The 17,317-nt window shown below is 73.8% G+C and carries 17 protein-coding genes; 6 read left to right on the top strand and 11 right to left on the bottom strand.

Annotated features, from left to right (window positions below):
• Positions 1 to 9: 9 nt before the first annotated feature.
• The 4 genes from GHR20_RS31950 to GHR20_RS31935 all read right to left on the bottom strand — a co-directional run bounded on the left by GHR20_RS31950 (position 10) and on the right by GHR20_RS31935 (position 4,683).
• On the bottom strand, positions 10 to 921 hold the full coding sequence (locus GHR20_RS31950) for a carbamate kinase (protein ID WP_111583575.1): 912 nt from the start codon (positions 919 to 921) through the stop codon (positions 10 to 12).
• 3 nt (positions 922 to 924) lie between these two features.
• Positions 925 to 1,947, bottom strand: coding sequence for an ornithine carbamoyltransferase (gene argF, locus GHR20_RS31945; RefSeq protein ID WP_153815145.1), 1,023 nt, complete (start codon positions 1,945 to 1,947; stop codon positions 925 to 927).
• A gap of 22 nt (positions 1,948 to 1,969) precedes the next feature.
• On the bottom strand, positions 1,970 to 3,184 hold the full coding sequence (locus GHR20_RS31940) for an arginine deiminase (protein WP_153815144.1): 1,215 nt from the start codon (positions 3,182 to 3,184) through the stop codon (positions 1,970 to 1,972).
• Between the two features lie 74 nt (positions 3,185 to 3,258).
• Positions 3,259 to 4,683 carry an amino acid permease gene (locus GHR20_RS31935; protein ID WP_153815143.1) on the bottom strand — a complete coding sequence of 475 codons (1,425 nt, stop codon included), beginning with the start codon at positions 4,681 to 4,683 and terminating at the stop codon, positions 3,259 to 3,261.
• Between the two features lie 255 nt (positions 4,684 to 4,938).
• Between GHR20_RS31935 and GHR20_RS31930 the strand changes: the two genes are divergently transcribed.
• Both GHR20_RS31930 and GHR20_RS31925 read left to right on the top strand, forming a co-directional pair.
• Positions 4,939 to 6,528 carry an oleate hydratase gene (locus tag GHR20_RS31930; protein WP_153815142.1) on the top strand — a complete coding sequence of 530 codons (1,590 nt, stop codon included), beginning with the start codon at positions 4,939 to 4,941 and terminating at the stop codon, positions 6,526 to 6,528.
• Positions 6,529 to 6,611: 83 nt separating this feature from the next.
• Positions 6,612 to 7,016, top strand: coding sequence for a pyridoxamine 5'-phosphate oxidase family protein (locus tag GHR20_RS31925; protein ID WP_111583580.1), 405 nt, complete (start codon positions 6,612 to 6,614; stop codon positions 7,014 to 7,016).
• Positions 7,017 to 7,022: 6 nt separating this feature from the next.
• On the opposite strand, the gene GHR20_RS31920 is transcribed toward GHR20_RS31925, so the two are convergent.
• The 6 genes from GHR20_RS31920 to GHR20_RS31895 form a co-directional block, all read right to left on the bottom strand.
• Complete coding sequence (locus tag GHR20_RS31920; RefSeq protein WP_153815141.1) at positions 7,023 to 7,817, bottom strand: 3-hydroxybutyrate dehydrogenase; 795 nt, start codon at positions 7,815 to 7,817, stop codon at positions 7,023 to 7,025.
• A 43-nt stretch (positions 7,818 to 7,860) separates the two neighbouring features.
• A complete protein-coding gene (locus tag GHR20_RS31915; protein ID WP_111583582.1) occupies positions 7,861 to 8,340 on the bottom strand; it encodes an NUDIX domain-containing protein in 480 nt (159 codons plus the stop codon).
• A gap of 98 nt (positions 8,341 to 8,438) precedes the next feature.
• Entirely contained in the window at positions 8,439 to 10,049 is a 1,611-nt protein-coding gene (gene lnt, locus GHR20_RS31910; RefSeq protein WP_153815140.1) for an apolipoprotein N-acyltransferase, read from the bottom strand.
• 63 nt (positions 10,050 to 10,112) lie between these two features.
• Positions 10,113 to 10,667 carry a GNAT family N-acetyltransferase gene (locus GHR20_RS31905; protein WP_148026024.1) on the bottom strand — a complete coding sequence of 185 codons (555 nt, stop codon included), beginning with the start codon at positions 10,665 to 10,667 and terminating at the stop codon, positions 10,113 to 10,115.
• A gap of 106 nt (positions 10,668 to 10,773) precedes the next feature.
• Entirely contained in the window at positions 10,774 to 11,319 is a 546-nt protein-coding gene (locus GHR20_RS31900; protein ID WP_153815139.1) for a hypothetical protein, read from the bottom strand.
• A 117-nt stretch (positions 11,320 to 11,436) separates the two neighbouring features.
• A complete protein-coding gene (locus tag GHR20_RS31895; protein ID WP_153816216.1) occupies positions 11,437 to 12,216 on the bottom strand; it encodes an aspartate/glutamate racemase family protein in 780 nt (259 codons plus the stop codon).
• Between the two features lie 54 nt (positions 12,217 to 12,270).
• Here GHR20_RS31895 and GHR20_RS31890 point away from each other — a divergent pair, with 54 nt between their 5' ends.
• Entirely contained in the window at positions 12,271 to 13,464 is a 1,194-nt protein-coding gene (locus tag GHR20_RS31890) for a glycosyltransferase (protein ID WP_153815138.1), read from the top strand.
• 1 nt (position 13,465) lies between these two features.
• Here the strand turns inward: GHR20_RS31890 and GHR20_RS31885 are convergent, their stop codons facing one another.
• Complete coding sequence (locus GHR20_RS31885; RefSeq protein WP_153816215.1) at positions 13,466 to 14,785, bottom strand: TerD family protein; 1,320 nt, start codon at positions 14,783 to 14,785, stop codon at positions 13,466 to 13,468.
• 315 nt (positions 14,786 to 15,100) lie between these two features.
• Between GHR20_RS31885 and GHR20_RS31880 the strand changes: the two genes are divergently transcribed.
• The 3 genes from GHR20_RS31880 (at position 15,101) to GHR20_RS31870 (ending at position 17,157) form a co-directional block, all read left to right on the top strand.
• Positions 15,101 to 15,541: a DUF6643 family protein gene (locus GHR20_RS31880; protein ID WP_153815137.1), complete on the top strand. Its 441-nt coding sequence runs from the start codon at positions 15,101 to 15,103 to the stop codon at positions 15,539 to 15,541.
• Positions 15,542 to 15,584: 43 nt separating this feature from the next.
• On the top strand, positions 15,585 to 16,445 hold the full coding sequence (locus GHR20_RS31875; protein ID WP_153815136.1) for an MOSC N-terminal beta barrel domain-containing protein: 861 nt from the start codon (positions 15,585 to 15,587) through the stop codon (positions 16,443 to 16,445).
• A 109-nt stretch (positions 16,446 to 16,554) separates the two neighbouring features.
• Positions 16,555 to 17,157, top strand: coding sequence for a hypothetical protein (locus GHR20_RS31870; protein ID WP_153815135.1), 603 nt, complete (start codon positions 16,555 to 16,557; stop codon positions 17,155 to 17,157).
• Positions 17,158 to 17,317: the final 160 nt, after the last annotated feature.

Genomic DNA, 17,317 nt, shown 5'->3' with positions numbered 1-17,317 from the left:
GGGGCTTCGTCACGGCTCGGGTCGTACCAGCGTGCCCGCCCTGCCGCGCACGATCTCGTACGCCGCGTCGAGGGCGCCGATCGCGGCGAGGCCGCCGGTGCGTTCCACGAACCGGGCCGCCGCCTCCGTCTTCGGGCCCATGGAGCCGGCCGGGAAGTCGCCGGAGCGCAGTTCGGCGGGCGTGGCCTCCAGGAGGGGACGCTGGTGGGGGCCGCCGAAGTCGGCGTACACATGCGGCACATCGGTGAGGATCAGCAGGAAGTCCGCCTTGAGGTCCTCCGCGAGGAGCGCCGCGGTCAGGTCCTTGTCGACGACGGCCTCCACCCCGCGCAGCCCGCCGCGCGCGCCGTCCACGACCGGGACGCCGCCGCCCCCGGCGCAGACCACGAGGGTGCCGAGGCCCAGCAGGTCCTGCACGGTGCCGGTCTCCATGATCCGCTCGGGCGCCGGGGAGGGCACCACGCGGCGCCACCCGGTGGTGTCCCGGGCGATGTGCCAGCCCCGTTCGCGGGAGAGCGCGCGGGCGGTCTCCGCCGGGTAGACCTGGCCGATGAACTTCTCCGGGTGCCCGAAGGCGGGGTCGTCGGCCCGTACCTGGGTGTGGGTGACGAGGGCGGCGACCCGCCGGCCGGGCAGCGCGTCGTACAGGGCGCGCGCCAGCAGGGAGCCGATCATGCCCTGGGTCTGCGCCCCGAGCAGGTCCAGCGGGTAGGGGGCGCTCAGCGCGGCGTCGGCCGCGCTCTCCATGGCGAGCAGCCCGATCTGGGGGCCGTTGCCGTGGGTGACGACGACCTCGTGGTCCTGGGCGAGGGCGGCGACGGCGAGGGCCACCCGGTCGATGTTGGCCTGCTGGACGGCGGCGTCGGGGCGTTCGCCGCGGTGCAGCAGCGCGTTGCCGCCGAGGGCGATGACGAGGCGCATCGGTCAGCCCTCCACGGTGCCGGGCCGGTCCGCCAGGGTGGCGACGAGGACCGCCTTGATGGTGTGCAGCCGGTTCTCCGCCTGGTCGAAGACGAGCGAGCGGGGCGCGGAGAACACCTCGTCGGTGACCTCCAGGCCGGTCAGGCCGTAGGTGTCGCGCAGTTCGCGGCCGAGGCGGGTGCGGTCGTCGTGCAGGGCGGGCAGGCAGTGCATGAAGGCGACGTCGGGGTTGCCGGTCGCGGCCAGCGTCTCGGCGTTCACTTGGTAGGGCAGCAGCAGGTCGATGCGTTCCTTCCAGGTCTCGGCGGGCTCCCCCATGGAGACCCAGACGTCGGTGTGCAGGAAGTCGGCGCCGCGTACGGCCGTCCCGACGTCCTCGGTGAGGGTGATCCGGGCCCCGCTGCGCTCGGCCCGTGCCCGGCAGGTGGCGACCAGTTCGGCGGCGGGCCACAGGGCGCGCGGGGCGGCGATCCGGACGTCCATGCCGAGCAGGGCGCCCATGGAGAGCAGCGAGTTGCCCATGTTGTTGCGGGCGTCGCCGAGATAGCAGTAGGCGATGTCGGCGAGCGGCTTGGCGCTGTGCTCGCGCATGGTGAACACGTCGCACAGGCTCTGGGTGGGGTGCGCGGTGTCGGTCAGGCCGTTGTAGACGGGGACGCCGGAGGAGGCGGCGAGTTCGCCCACGACGGTCTGGGCGGAGCCCCGGTACTCGATGCCGTCGAACATCCGGCCGAGGACGCGGGCGGTGTCGGCGACGGACTCCTTGCCGCCGAGGTGGGTGTCCCCGGGGCCGAGGTAGGTGGTGGCGGCGCCCTGCTCGCGGGCGGCGACCTCGAAGGCGCAGCGGGTGCGGGTGGAGGTCTTCTCGAAGATCAGCGCGAGCTGCCTGCCGGTCAGCCGGGGCTGTTCGGCGCCGGCCCGCCGGGCCGCCTTGAGACCGGCGGCGAGGTCGAGGAGGTGGCCGGTCTCGGCGGCGGTGAAGTCGAGTTCGCTCAGGTAGGAGCGGCCTCGCAGGTCGATGGTCATCTGTGGTGTCCTCGGGGAAGTGTCAGGCGACCGGGTCGCGTTCGATCGGGCAGCTCATGCAGCGCGGGCCGCCGCGGCCGCGGCCGAGTTCGGCGCCGGCGACGGTGACGATCTCGATGCCCTGCTTGCGCAGATAGGTGTTGGTGGTGACGTTGCGCTCGTAGCCGACGACGACACCGGGTTCCAGGGCGAGGAAGTTGCTGCCGTCGTCCCACTGTTCGCGTTCGGCGCCCCGGATGTCCTGCGGCGCGGACAGCATCCGCACCTTGTCGAGGCCGAGAGCCTCGGCGAGGGCGGTCGCGAGGTCCGGGTTCGGGGTGACCGCGAAGCGGACCGGGCGGGCGTCGCTGGGCGTGAGGGTCCACGAGCGCAGGGAGTCGGCGAGGCCCGGGTAGACCACGAAGGCGTCCCGGTCGACCATGGTGAGCACGGTGTCCAGATGCATATAGGCACGCTGGGGCGGGAGTTGGACCGCGATCACCTTGGCGGCCGTTCCGGCGGCGAACAACCGGGCGGCCAGGTTCTCCACGGCCTGGGCGGTGGTGCGCTCCCCCATGCCGACCATCACGGCCCCGTTGCCGAGCACATGGACGTCGCCGCCCTCCAGGGTGCCCACCGGTCCGTCCAGGATCGGCCGGGGTGCCTGGGCGGCGAACAGCGGGTGGAACCGGTAGACGGTCTCGGCGTGCAGGCTCTCGCGCCGCCGGGCCGCCTTGGCCATCGGGTTGATGGACAACCGGTCGTAGATCCAGCAGGAGTTGTCGCGCGGGAAGAGGTGGTTGGGCAGCGGGGCGAGGGCGAAGTCCTCCTCGCCCAGGGCGTTCCAGACCAGGCTGTGCGGGCTGGCGAGCGGCAGGTCGCTCTTGAGCAGGCCGCCGATGAGGTACGCGGCGAGGGTCGCGCCGTCGATGCCCGCGCACAGTTCGCGTACCGGTTCGACCAGCGCCGGGCCGACGGTGGCGACGGTCACCACGCGGTCGAGGAGCCAGTCGCGGGCGCCGGGGATGTCGAGGCTCTGGGCGAGCAGGTCGGTGAAGTAGTGCACGCGGGTCCCGTGGTCGCGCAGCGCCTGGGCGAAGGCGTCGTGCTCCTCGCGGGCCCGCTTCGCCCACAGGATGTCGTCGAAGAGCAGCGCGTCGACGTTGCGCGGGGTGAGCCGGGAGAGTTCGAGCCCGGGCCGGTGCAGGATGACCTGGCGCAGCCGGCCGGCCTCGGAGTCGACGTGGAAGGTGGTCATGTCGGTTGTTCCTTCGGGGAGTTCCGTGGGTCGGTGGTCGTGGCGCAGGGGGTTGAGGCGGTGCGCGCGCCCGGTCAGGGGCGCCGGGCGGCACGGGCGGCCGGGGGTGTCTCGGGGGCGCGCACCTCGGCCGTCGCGGCCGGGGCCGGGCCCGACGCGCCGTACTCGCCGCGGTCGCGCCCCAGCCAGATGTAGACCGGCAGTCCGAGCAGGACCACGAACAGCCCGTAGTACACGGTCTGGTAGCCGCTGCCCTGGATCGACCAGTAGGAGAAGGCCATCGCGAGCGCGGCGACGACGGTGTCCCGGGCGAACCGTCCGGGCCGCAGGCTCGCCCGGCCGCGCACCAGCAGCCAGTACAGCTGGGCGGCGGCGGAGAAGAGGTACGGGATGACCGCGGTGAGCACGCTGAGCAGGACGATCCTGGTGAAGACGTCCTGGAAGCGGGTGTAGCTGAACACCGTGATCAGCGAGGCCAGTACGGTCGAGGCGACGATCCCGAAGACCGGTACGCCGTTCTTTCCGCGCAGCCGGGCGAAGGCACCCGGGAAGAGTCCGTCGCGGGCGGCGGCGTACGGCATCTCGGCGCACAGCATGGTCCAGCCGTTCAGCGCGCCGATGCCGGAGACGATGGCGGCCACCGCGACGGCGTCGCCGGCCCAGCCGCCGCCGAAGATGTTGTCCGCCGCGTCGCTGAACGGCGCGGTGGAGGAGCCGAGCCGGCCGTGCGGGACGGTGCCGAGCACCGCGAGGGTGCCGAGGATGTAGATGACGGCGCAGGCGAGGGTGCCGTACACGGTGGCGCGCGGGACGTTGCGCCCCGGATCGCGCACCCGCCCGGCGACGACCGAGGCGGCCTCGAGACCGAGGTAGCTGAACAGGGCGATGGCCGCGGCGGCCGAGATCGCGCCCGGCGCGGACTGGTGACTGGCTTTGAACGCACCGAAGTTGTCCGCCTTGACGAACAGCAGCCCCACGGTGGCCATGAAGACCAGCGGCACGAACTTCAGTACCGTGGTGACGACTTGGAAGGCGCCGGTGTTGCGCATCCCGGTGAGGTTGACCGCGGCCGGTACCCACAGTCCGGTGAGCGCGATCAGCAGCGAAACCCCGGTGCGGTGCTCGGTGTTGACGAACACCTCGACATAGCCGACCCAGGCCACCGCGATCGCGGCGTTCCCGGCCCAGGCGGTGATCCAGTACGACCACGCGTTGAGGAACCCGGCGAACTCGCCGAACGCCTCCCGCGCGTAGACGTAGGGACCGCCGCTGCCCGGGACGCGCCCGGACAGCGAGCCGAAGGTCAGCGCCAGCGCGAGCGCGCCCAGGGTGACGACACCGAAGGCCACCAGGGCGATCGGCCCGTAGGGGGCGAGTGCGGAGGGGAGCGCGAAGACCCCGGTGCCGATGATGCTGCCGATCACCAGGGCGGTGGCGGCGGGCAGCCCGAGGGCGGCCGGTGGAGCGGGTTCCTCCCCGCCGCGTGTGGTGGTGGACATGTCTGTGCTCCTTGTGCGCCCCGACGGGCTCCGGTGCTGATGCGCCACCGATCCTGCTGGTCACCGGGGTGCGGGCCGTACGGCGACCGGTCCCCACTTGGGCACCCACAGGCCCCCCGGACCGGGGACGTACGGCCCTGCCGCGATGGGCGCCCGGGGGGGTTGGCTGGACGCCGTACCACTTTCGGCCGTCCCGGTCCGCCGGGCGCACAGAGCCGTCCCGGTCCGCCGGGGCGCACAGAACGGAGGAACGTCATGGCAGACGCTCCGCGGCAGTCCCGGGTCCATCTCGTCGGCGGGGGCATCGCCTCGCTCGCGGCGGCGGTCTTCCTGGTCCGCGACGCCGATCTCCCCGGCGGGAACATCCGGGTCCTGGAGGAGCTGCCGGTGGCCGGCGGCTCCATGGACGGCGGCGGGGAGCCCGCCGGCTACGTCACCCGCGGCGGGCGGATGCTGGAGGAGGAGGCGTACACCTGCCTGTGGGACCTGCTGGAGACGATCCCGACCCTGGACGACGAGACGGTCTCGGTGCGCCAGGAGATCATCGACTTCAACGAGAAGTGGCCCACCGAGGCCAAGGCCCGGCTGATCGGCGCGGGCGCGCGCGTCCTGGACGCCGCCGACTACGGCCTCGACACCCATGACCGCCGCGAACTTCTGCGGCTGCTGATGCTGCCCGAGCGGGAGATCGGCGCCCGCCGTATCGAGGACTTCTTCTCCCCGCACTTCTTCGGCACGCACTTCTGGACGATGTGGCGCACCACGTTCGCCTTCCAGAACTGGCACAGCGCCATCGAACTGCGCCGCTACTTCCTGCGCTTCCTCCAGGAGTTCCCGCGCCTGCACACCCTGTCCGGGGTGCGCCGCACCAGGCTCAACCAGTACGACTCGGTCATCCGCCCGGTGCGGGCCTGGCTGGAGGCGCGCGGGGTGCGCTTCGAGCACGGGGTGCGGGTCACGGACGCCGACTTCGCCACCGACGAGCAGGGCGCACGACGGCTGCGGCGCCTCCACCTGGAGCGCGCGGGCGTGCCGGAGACCTGTGAACTGGGCCCCGACGAGTACGCGTTCCTCACCCTCGGCTCGATGACCGCCGACGCCGCGTACGGCGACGACGACCGGGCGCCCGAGCTGGTGCGGGACAAGCGCGACGGCGGCTGGCGGCTGTGGGAGACCCTCGCGGCCAAGGCGGACGACTTCGGCCGGCCCGCGGTGTTCAACGGCGACGTGGACGAGGCGAAGTGGGAGTCCTTCACGCTCACCCTGCGCTCCCCGCTGCTGCTGCACCGCATCGAGGAGCTGTCGGGCAACCTGCCCGGTACCGGCGCGCTGATGACCTTCACGGACTCCGGCTGGCTGATGTCCGTGGTCGTCCCGCACGCCCCGCACTTCGCGGACCAGCCCGAGGACGTGTACACGCTGTGGGGCTACGGCCTCTTCCCGGACCGGCCCGGCGACGTCACCGGCAAGCCGATGGCCGCGTGCACCGGCCGGGAGATCCTGACCGAACTCCTCGGCCACCTCGGCATGTCCGGCATCGAGGAGAGCGTGGCGGCGACCACGACCGTGATCCCGGTCATGATGCCGTACATCACCAGCCAGTTCGCGCCGCGCACGGCCGGCGACCGGCCGCTCGTGGTGCCGCGCGGATCGGCGAACTTCGCCTTCCTCGGCCAGTACACCGAGGTCCCGGAGGACGTCGTCTTCACCGTCGAGTACTCGGTGCGCGGCGCGATGCACGCGGTGTACGAGCTGTTCGGCGTCGACCGTGAGATCCCCGGCATCCACCACGCCCTGGCGGATCCGCGCGGCGCGTTCGGGGTGCTGCGGGCCGCGCTGGTCTGAGCCATGACCGCGCGGCCCCGGTCGGCACGGACAAGGGCCGACCGGCCCTATCCCGGCCGGGGCCGCGCGGGGACGATGGGCTGGTGCTCCAGAACGACGGCTTTCGCGCGCTCGACCGGGAGACCTGCCTGCGCCTGCTGGCCGGGGTGCCGGTCGGCCGGGTCGTGTACACCAGGCAGGCCCTCCCCGCGGTCCTCCCGGTCAACTTCTGCCTCGACGCGGACTCCGCCGTGCTGCTGCGCACCTCGGCGGGCTCGGACCTCGTGCGCGCCATCGACGGTGCCGTGGTCGCCTTCGAGGCGGACGAGTTCGACGCGGCGACCCGCTCCGGCTGGAGCGTGGTGGTGACCGGCCGCGCCGTGCTGGTGCCCGGCACCGACGGCCATGAGCTCCCCGACGGGCCGGACTCCTGGATGCCGGTCCGCGACGACGTGCTCGTGCGGATCGACTCCGAGGTGGTCACGGGGCGTGAGCTGACCGGTGCGTGAACCTGCTCAGTGGGCCGTCCAGCCGCCGTCCAGGACCAGGGACGTACCGGTGACGAAGGACGCCTGGGGGCTGCACAGGTAGGCCACCGCCTCGGCGACCTCTCCCGGTTCGATCAGGCGCCGCAGCGCGCTGTCCTTGAGCAGCACCTCGGTCAGCACCCGCTCCTCGGGGATGCCGTGGGCCGCCGCCTGGTCGGCGATCTGCTTCTCCACCAGGGGGGTGCGGACGTAGGCGGGGTTCACGCAGTTGGAGGTGACACCGTGTGCGGCGCCCTCCAGGGCGGCCGTCTTGGACAGGCCCTCCAGACCGTGCTTGGCGGCGACGTACGCGGACTTGAACGCGGAGGCGCGCAGCCCGTGCACCGAGGACACGTTGACGATCCGGCCCCAGCCCTGCCCGTACATGTGCGGCAGGGCGCCGCGCACCAGGCGGAAGGGCGCCTCCAGCATCACGGTCAGCACCGTGTGGAACACGTCCGGCGGGAACTCCTCGATGGGGCGCACCAGTTGCAGCCCCGCGTTGTTGACCAGCACATCGGTGCCGGCGGCCGCCGCCTCGGCCGCGTCCAGGTCGGTGAGGTCGAGGACGTGCGGCACGACGCTGCCCGCGAGGTCCGGGGTGTCCCGCGCCTGTTCGGCGAGCGCGGCGAGCCCCGTCCCGTCCCGGTCGACGGCTCTCACCCGGGCCCCGGCCGCCGCCAGGCGCAGCGCGCAGGCGCGGCCGATTCCGCTCGCGGCTCCGGTGACGAGGGCGGTGCGGCCGGCGAGATCAAGGGCGAGGGGCTGGCTGGCGGAGGTCATGGCCCGACCCTAACGAAGGCCCCCGGCCGCCGCCGTCTCCGTCTCAGCCGAGCCCCGCCGGCTCGAACCAGGTGGGCTCCTCGGCCAGCGCCCGCTTGATCCGGGAGAGCGCGAACTCGTCCAGTTCGGGCAGCGCGTCCACCGCGAACCAGTCGACGTCCAGCGACTCGTCGTCGTTGACCCGGGCCTCGCCGCCCACCGCCCGGCAGCGGAAGGTGATGTCCATGTACTGGCAGACGTCCCCGTTGCCGTACGTGACCGGCTGGAGCGCCTGGACCAGGACGACCCGTTCGGGCGAGCACCGTACGGCCGTCTCCTCGAAGACCTCCCGCACCGCGCAGTCCGCGGGCTGCTCGCCCGGCTCGGCGATGCCGCCGATCACCGACCATTCCCGGGTGTCGGCGCGCCGTCCGAGCAGCACCCTGCCCTCGTCGTCGAAGACGATCGCCGTGACCCCGGGCAGCCAGAGCAGCTGGTGGCCGGCCGAGGCACGCAGGGTGCGGATGAAGTCAGGAGTAGCCATGGGACCGACCCTAACCGGCCGGTCCCCCGCACCCCCGCCGGTCCCCGGCGGGCACGGCCGCCGCGTACGAAGGACGGTCGGACACGGCGCCTCGACGCCTACGCGGCGCCGGCGCGCCGCGCGCGCAGTCCCGAGCCGATGGCCCAGCCGATGCCGCCCGCGGCGACGAGCACGAGCGCCATCTCGGGCAGGATGCCGAGGTCGGTCGCGGGCATGGTGGAGGTGCGCAGCGGCACCTTCTGCTCCAGGTAGGCGGGCACGAACATGCCGGTCTTCTGGGTGATCTTCCCGTCCGGCATGATGATCGCACTGACCCCGCTGGTCACCGGGACGGTGACGGTGCGGCTGTGCTCGACGGCGCGGATGCGGGACATGGCGAGCTGCTGGTAGGTCATCTCGCTGCGGTCGAAGGTCGCGTTGTTGCTCGGCACGGAGATCATCTCGGCGCCGTGCGTGACGGTGTCCCGCACGTCCCAGTCGAAGGCGGCCTCGTAGCAGGTGGCGAGCCCGACCTTGGCGCCGTCCATGTCGAACACACCCGGCTTCGTGCCCCGGCTGAAGTCCTGGCGGAGCATCGTGGTCCAGTCCTTGTTGATGGCCCCGACGAACCCGCGCAGCGGCATGTACTCGCCGAACGGCTGGATCTGCCGTTTGTCGTACGTCTGCGTCGGGCCCTTGGCCGGGTCCCACAGGATCTGCTCGTTGAGCTGCTTGCCGTCTTTGTCCACGACGGCGCCGACCGAGATGGGCACCCCGATGGCCTGTGACGCCTCGTCGATGACGGCGGCGGCGTCGGGGTCGTGGTAGGGGTCGAGGTCGGAGGAGTTCTCCGGCCAGAGCACGAGGTCGGGCTTCGGGACCTTGCCCGCCCTGACGTCGGCGGCGAGCTTGAGGGTCTCCTTCACATGGCGGTCCAGCACGGCGCGGCGCTGGGCGCTGAATTCCAGGCCCTCGCGCGGCACATTGCCCTGGATCACGGCGACCGTCCTGGTGCCGTCCTCGGCCTTGTCGCTGACCAGGCCGCGCGCGGCGAACGCGCCGGCCACCGGCACGGCCACGCTGAGCAGCGCGGCGGCGGCCGCGGCCCGGCGCACGGTGCGCGAGCGGCGCCGTTCGGCGAGCAGCCGTCCCGCCTCGTACAGACCGAAGCCGCACAGCACGACCGCGAAGCCCAGCACGGGGGTGCCGCCGACCGCGGCGAGCGGCAGGAAGATCCCGTCCGCCTGCCCGAACGCGATCTTCCCCCAGGGGAAGCCCCCGAAGGGCATCCGCGCCCGTACGGCCTCGCCGGTGATCCAGACCGCCGCGGCCCACACCGGCCAGGCGGGCAGCCGGGACACGGCGGCGACGCCGACGCCGACCAGGGCGACGAACACGGCCTCCACCGCGACCAGGGCAACCCAGGGCAGGTAGCCGACCTCCACGCCGGTCCACACCAGCAGGGGCAGCAGGAAACCGAGGCCGAAGAGGTAGCCGAGCCCGAGGGCCGCCTTCCAGCCGCGACCGCGCAGCACCCAGCCGAATCCGGCGAACGCGGGCAGCGCCAGCCACCACAGGGGGCGCGGCGGGAAGCTGACGTAGAGCAGCACTCCGCACAGGGCGGAGGCGAGGGCCGGGACCAGGCGCTGGAGCCGGCGACGCCATGCGCCGGGCGCGGGGGACGTCCGGAGCCGGTCCGGCTGGTCCACGGAAGTTGCGGTGACGGTCACCCGGGTGAGTGTACGGCCGCTGACCTCGGCGCCGACAGCCGCGGTGGGCGGCCGCTCAGCGCCTCAACCCGGCTGTGCGGCGGCCGGGGACCACACGCCGAACCACTGCTCGGCGCCGTACTCCTCGAACCGCTCCGCCTCGGTGAACCCCAGCCGCGCCGCGAGGCGCATGGAGCGGGCGTTGGCGGTCTGGGTGGTGAGCACCACGGGCTCGCCGGGCAGCGCGTCCGCGAACCAGTCGAGCGCCGCCGCGCACGCCTCGGCCGCGTACCCGTGGCCCCAGGCGTGCGGCAGGAACAGGTAGCCGAGCTCCGCCTCCCCGCCCTCCGGGCGGATGTGGCCCGGGCGCTCGGGGGCGCGCCGGTCGAGCAGCTGGATGAAGCCGATCATGGCCCCGTCGAGCTCGACCGCGAAGAGGCCGGGCCGCCGCCCGGGGACCTCGGGCACCACGCGTTCGAGTTCCGCACGGGGTCGGGCGCCGCCGACGTAGGTGCCCACCTCGGGCGAGGCGGACAGGTCGATGAACGCCGCCCGGTCCCGGGCCTCCGGTTCGCGCAGCACGAGCCGCTCGGTCCTGATCGGGGCGGGCGGCCAGGCGGCGGGTCCGGGATCGGTCATGGAGGGAAAGCTATCGGCGCCGCCCCGGGCTCCGCCATGCGGTCGTCCCCCGGATCCGCTGGGGGGTCGCCACCCGGATCCGCCCTGCGGCCGTCCCCCGGCTCCGCTATGCGGCCGTCCCCGGGGTGATCGAGCGCAGCCGTGCCCTGATCACGCGGACCGCCGATTCCGCGTCGTCCACGGTGACGGTGAAGGTGTGTCCGTCCCAGAGGCTGAGCACGATGCCCTCGCCCCGGCGTACGACGACCGCGGTGCCCTTCTCGGGGCGCCAGCGGTAGCCCCAGCCGCCCCATTGCCGAGGCGTCACCAGCGCGGTGAAGTCGGCGCCCGCCACATGGGAGAGCGGGATGCGCCGGCGCGGCAGTCCGATGTGGCCGCAGCGCACCTCGACGCACTCCCGGTCGAGTCGGAGGTCGACGTGCACGAAGGCGAGCGTGCCGAAGATGACCAGCAGTCCGGCCGCGATGCAGCCGACCACGGACATCGTCAGCGCGGTGATCCCGGACGTCCACGCGGAGTCCACGGCGAGCTTGATCCCCAGGGCCAGGCAGGCCGCCCCGGCCAGCGCCAGCAGCCACTGCACCCGGTTGGTGGCGCGTCCGGTCCAGATCTCGGGGGTGAGATCGTCCTCGGTACGGGGCTGGTCCCTCATGACTACGAGATTACTCAGGATTCCCCGCGCGGGTACCGCCTGCCGGCCCGCGTCCGCCGCGGTCTCCCGGCGCGCGCCCGCCCCCGTGCGGCCCCGGACGGCGCGCGGGCGGCGAGGTCAGCGGCGGTCGGCGAACGGTCCCACCGCGGGCAGCAGCCGTCCCTCGGCGTAGTGCAGCGCCGCCGCGGGCAGCTCGCCCTCGCGGCCGCTGAGCAGCACCGTGAGGCCGCCCTCGGCGGGCGCCTGGGAGGCGGGAAGTTCGCCCAGTCGGCGCAGCGCCTGCGCGGCCACCGCGCCGGCCGAGCCGTGCAGGACCAGCGGGGCCGCGCCGGGGCGCTGCACGGCGGCGCGGATGCGCTCGGCGACCAGCTCGTAGTGGGTGCAGCCCAGGACGACGGTCGTCACCTCGTCCGGCGTCAGCGCGGCCGCCGCGGCGACGGCCGCCTCGATCGCCGCCTCGTCCGCGTGTTCGACGGCTTCGGCGAGACCCCAGCAGGGCACCTCGGTCACCGGCACGCCGTCGGCGAAGTCCGCGATGAGTCCGCGCTGGTAGGCGCTGCCGGTGGTGGCGGGGGTCGCCCAGATCGCGAAGGGCCCGCCGCCGGCCGCGGCCGGCTTGATCGCCGGGACGGTGCCGATCACCGGGATGCCGGGCTCCAGGCGGGCGCGCAGCGCGGGCAGGGCGTGCACGGTGGCCGTGTTGCAGCCGACGATCAGCGCCTCGGGCCGGCGGGCCGCGGCGGCCTCGGCGACGGCCAGCGCGCGCCGGGTGAGGTCCTGCGGGGTGCGTGGTCCCCAGGGCATGCCGTCGGGGTCCAGGGAGAGAACGAGATCCGCGTCGGGCCGCAGCCGCCGCACCGCGGCCGTGGCCGCGAGCAGACCGATTCCGGAGTCCATGAGCGCGATCTTCACCCGGCCACGATAGACGATCCGCTCATGTGAACGGCCCGGGTGGTGCAGACTGCGCCCGTGAGCGCCTTCCTGTGGATCACCGCCGTCTCGCTGGCCGCCTGGTGCTGGCTGCTGCTGTTTCAGGGGTTCTTCTGGCGCACGGACGTCCGGTTGCCGCGGCGCCGGGAACCGGACGCGTGGCCGTCGGTCTGCGTGGTCGTACCGGCCCGCGACGAGGCCGCCGTCCTGCCCGCGAGCCTGCCCTCGCTGCTCGCGCAGGACTATCCGGGGCGGGCCGAGGTCTTCCTGGTGGACGACGGCAGCGCGGACGGCACCGGGGAGCTGGCCCGCGCGCTGTCGGAACGGCACGGCGGGCTGCCGCTCACGGTGGGTTCGCCGGGCGAGCCGCCCGCGGGCTGGACGGGCAAGCTGTGGGCGGTGCGGCACGGCATCGCGCTGGCCCGCGCGCGCGAGCCGGAGTACCTGCTGCTGACGGACGCGGACATCGCGCACGCCCCGGACAGCCTGCGCGAACTGGTCGCGGCGGCCCACGGCGGCGGCTTCGACGTGGTCTCGCAGATGGCGCGGCTGCGGGTGGAGAGCCGGTGGGAGCGGCTGGTGGTCCCGGCGTTCGTCTACTTCTTCGCGCAGCTGTACCCCTTCCGGTGGATCGGCCGCGAGCGTGCGCGCACGGCGGCCGCGGCGGGCGGCTGCGTCCTGCTGCGCGCCGGCATGGCGGAGAAGGCGCGGATCCCGGACGCCATCCGGCACGCGGTCATCGACGACGTCGCCCTCGCCCGCGCGGTCAAGGGCGCGGGCGGCCGGGTCTGGCTGGGCCTCGCCGACCGGGTGGACAGCGTGCGGCCCTACCCGCGGCTGGGCGACCTGTGGCGGATGGTCTCGCGCAGCGCCTACGCCCAGCTGCGGCACAGCCCCCCGCTGCTGCTCGGCACGGTGGCCGGGCTCGCGCTGGTGTACCTGGTGCCGCCGGCGGCCGTGGTCGCGGGCGCGGCGGCGGGCAGCGCGCCGGTGGCCGTCGTCGGCGCGCTGGCGTGGGCGGTGATGGCGGGCACCTATACGCCGATGCTGCGGTACTACCGGCAGCCGCTGTGGCTCGCTCCGCTGCTGCCGTACACCGCGTTCCTGTACCTGCTGATGACGGTGGACTCGGCCGTGCAGCACTACCGGGGCCGCGGGGCCGCCTGGAAGGGCCGTACGTACGCCCGTCCCGGCGCGGTGCCCGACGAGGGCTGAGTCACTTGCGGCCGGGCGTCCAGTTCATGCCCCAGCCGTAGGCGCGGTCTATGGTCCGCTGCGGGCTCACCCCGCGCTCCGGAACGAGGTAGCGGGCCTCGCGCCGGACCAGGAGATCGCCGCCCGTGTTGGTGATCAGGGCGAGCGCGCACACCGTGGAGGGGACCGTGCACTCGTCGAGGGAGAAGTCGACGGGGGCGCCGTACTGCGGCTGGAGGGTGACGGTGGCGTGCAGTCCGGCGAAGGACGACGCACCCTCGTAGACGGTGACGAAGACGAGGACGCGGCGCAGGTCCGCCAGGTGGTCGAGGTCGACGGTGAGGTTCTCGCCGCTCGCCACCGCGCCGGTGCGGTCGTCGCCGTCGAGATGGATGTACGGCGGCCGGTGCAGCGCTCCGAAGGCGTTGCCGAGCGCCTGGACGACGCCCTTGCGGCCGTCCGCGAGTTCGTACAGGGCGCACAGGTCGAGGTCGAGGTCCCCGGACCCGCCGCCCCAGCGCGCGCCCCAGCCCGAAAGCTGTGTGCGCGTCCGCCAGTTGAGGTTCACCCGCAGGACGCCCGAGGTACCGCCCTGCTTCGCCAGCGAGACGGAGGGGGCGGCCTTGGTGAGGGTGACTTTCGCGAGGCGGACCGGGGGTGCGGTGGGCGGCGGGGGCGGCGCGTCGGTCACGCGGGCCCAGGCGGGCGGGGGCGGGGCGGCGGCGAGGGACACCCGCGCGGGCGGGGGTACGTCCGCCGGGGGCGTCGGCGCGGGCGGCGGAACGTCGGCCGGTGTGGGCGGAAGCGGGGGCGGTACGTGCCGCGGCGCGTCCACGGTGATGCCGAACTCCGCGGCGAGGCCGTCGAGTCCGCTGTCGTAGCCCTGGCCGACGGCGCGGAACTTCCAGCCGCCCTGGCGGCGGTAGAACTCGCCCAGCAGGAACGCGGTCTCCACGCTCGCGCCCGGGCTGTCGAAGCGGGCCACGACCTGGCCGGTCGCGGGGTCGGTCACCTCGATGTACAGGTCCGGGACCTGCCCGAACGTGCCGCCGTCCGCCGACGCGGCGAGGACGATCCGCTCGACCGCGCCCTCCACGCGGGCGAGGTCGACGGCCAGGGTGTCGACGGCGAGCGCCCCCTCGGTCCGCTTGCCCTCGTGACGCACCGCGCCCGAGGGGTGGGCGGGCTGGTCGCAGAAGACGAAGTCCGCGTCCGAGCGGACCTTCCCGGCGGCGAGCAGCAGCGCGGAGGCGTCCGCGCCGGGCACTCCGGGCCCCTGGCGCCGGCCCAGTTCGACCCGCAGCACGGTGGCCGGAACCGGTGTGTTCGACCCCTTCGGCATTGACATGTCGACCCCCTCGCTCCCCTCGCCTCGCCGCCCGCGGTGTCCGCGGACGTCCGGATCATCCCCGCATGCCCAACCTGCGCCCGGCCCCGCCGAACTCCCCTGGGCCGCACGGGCAAAGACGCAGGAAGATCGCCGGTCGACCGCCGGTAACCCGGCCGAGAAGTCCGTTCCTTACATGATCTATACGTGAACCGCTGCCCTTTTTCGACAAGTTCGCTCTGATTGAGTATCCCCGGTCACCGCCGACACGGAAAACAACCCTCTTATCGGTCTCCCCAACCAGCACATCGTGGGCTTAACTTATGTGCCATGACCTCCCCCCGCTCCACCTATGGCGGCGGCTATTACTCCGCCTCCTTCCGGGACACTCCGATCTACGACTCCCTCGTGGCCGAGCGGGGAACCCCGCAGATCGCCCCGATCCGGGTCCCCGCCGCCTACGACATGGGCAGCAACCTGCCCGCCCTGCCGTCGGCCCTCCCCGCCCTCCCGGCCGCGCCCTCCCCGCAGCACCCGGCTCCGGGCTACGGCTACCCGCAGCAGCAACAGCCCGCGCCGTTCCAGCAGGCGCCCACGGCGTACATCCCGCAGCAGGCGAGCGCCCCGCGCGGCTACCCCGGCCCGCAGGCCCAGCAGCAGCGCCCGATGCAGCCCGGCACCGGCTACGAGGCGATGCGCCCGGCCGCGCCACGGCCCGTGCAGGCGCCGTACCAGGACCCGTACAACCACCCTCAGCAGCGGGGTTACTGATCGAAGCCACCCCGCTGTCGGTGGCACCTGGCACGATGGCGGCATGGACATCGCCGAAGTGCAGTCGATCCATCTCTACCCGGTCAAGGCGTTCCGGGGCCTGGCGGTCGACGCGGCCGCGGTGGAGCCCTGGGGACTGGCCGGAGACCGCCGCTGGGCGCTGATCGACGCCGGGGGGAAGGTCGTCACCCAGCGGGAGCAGCCGCGTCTCGCCCTGGCCGCCGCCGAGCCTCTGGCCGGCGGCGGTCTGCGTCTGTCGGCGGCCGGGCGGGCGGCGGTGACCGTCGAGGTGCCGGAGCCCTCGGACACCGTGCCGGTGAGCATCTTCGGGCAGAAGGTGGAGGCGGTGCCCGCCGCGCCGGCGGCGCATGCCTGGTGCGGCGCCTATCTCGGCCAGGACGTGCGCCTGGTGCATCTGGACGACCCGGCCACCCGCCGCCCCGTCGACCCGGACTACGCGCTGCCGGGCGAGACGGTCAGCTTCGCCGACGGCTATCCCCTGCTCGTCACCGCGTCGGCCTCGCTCGACGCCCTCAACTCCCTGATAGCCGAGGGCCGTCACGCCGCCGAGGGGCCGCTGCCCATGAACCGGTTCCGGCCCAGCGTCGTGGTCGACGGCACCGAGGCATGGGAGGAGGACGCGTGGGCGCGCGTCTCCCTCGGCGAGGTGGTCTTCCGGGTGGCCCGCACCTGCGCCCGCTGCGTGGTGACCACCACCGACCAGGACACCGCCGCGCGCGGCCGCGAACCGCTGCACACCCTGGCCCGGCACCGCAGATTCGACGGCGGTCTCATCTTCGGGCAGAACCTCGTGCCGCTCACCCACGGGACCGTCCGGGTCGGCGACCCGGTACGCGTGCTGGAGCGGGGCGGGAACGGAAAGAGGGCGACCGGAGATCGGTAGACCGCCGGATCGGGGAACCCTGGAGATGTCCCCGGTCGTTGGGGTGACATGAGAAATACGTGAGACGTCGCGGCCGCGACCGGCCGCGGGGGACGTGGGGGGTGGGGAGATGCGGGCAGTCACGGGTCTGTGGCGCTGGAGACGCAATCCGCTGTGCCGCGCGACCGATCTGGCCGAGGCGTGGGTGGCCCTCGTGGCGCTGGTGCTGATCACCGTGGTGGCGCCCCTGACCGGCGCCCTGGTCGGCTTCGTCGCCGAGGACTCGCTCCAGCGTGCGGCGCGGCTGGAGCAGCACACCCACCACCTGGTCACGGCCACCGTGGTACGGCCGCTGGGCCGGGCCTCCGAGAGCGATCCCGACTCCGCCGGCGCGCGCGAGACCCGCAGCCGCGTCGTCGCCGACTGGTCCGCCCCGGACGGCACCGCCCACCGCGGCCCGGCCCTCGCCGACCTCAAGTCCCCTCACCCCGGCGACCACTTCGGGCTCTGGACGGATCCCCGGGGCCGAATAACGACCCGCCCGCTGGACTCCGTCACGGCGGCGGCCCACGCCGTCCTCGCCGGATTCGGCGCCGCCCTGCTGGCCGCGGGCCTGGTCGAGACCGCCCGGCGGCTCACCGTCTGGCGCCTGGTCCGCCGCCGGTACGCACGCTGGGAGCAGGCATGGGACCGGGCGGGCCCGGACTGGGGCAAGGCGGGCACCGGCAGCTGACCGGGGGCAGGCTGTGGTCAACCCACCCCGGGCGCACGCGCTACGGTGGACCGGCCGAAGCGCTTTCGGCGACAACCCGCGGGCGGGCGCACGTCAGGGACGCGCAGGCAGGCGGGGACACGGACGGGCGGGCCCAGGGCCGGACACGCGCACGGACCCG

This window comes from Streptomyces sp. SUK 48 (assembly GCF_009650765.1).
Classification (GTDB): Bacteria; Actinomycetota; Actinomycetes; order Streptomycetales; family Streptomycetaceae; genus Streptomyces.
The sequence above is the reverse complement of the archived record's forward strand: the minus strand, read 5'-3'. Positions and strand labels throughout refer to the sequence as shown.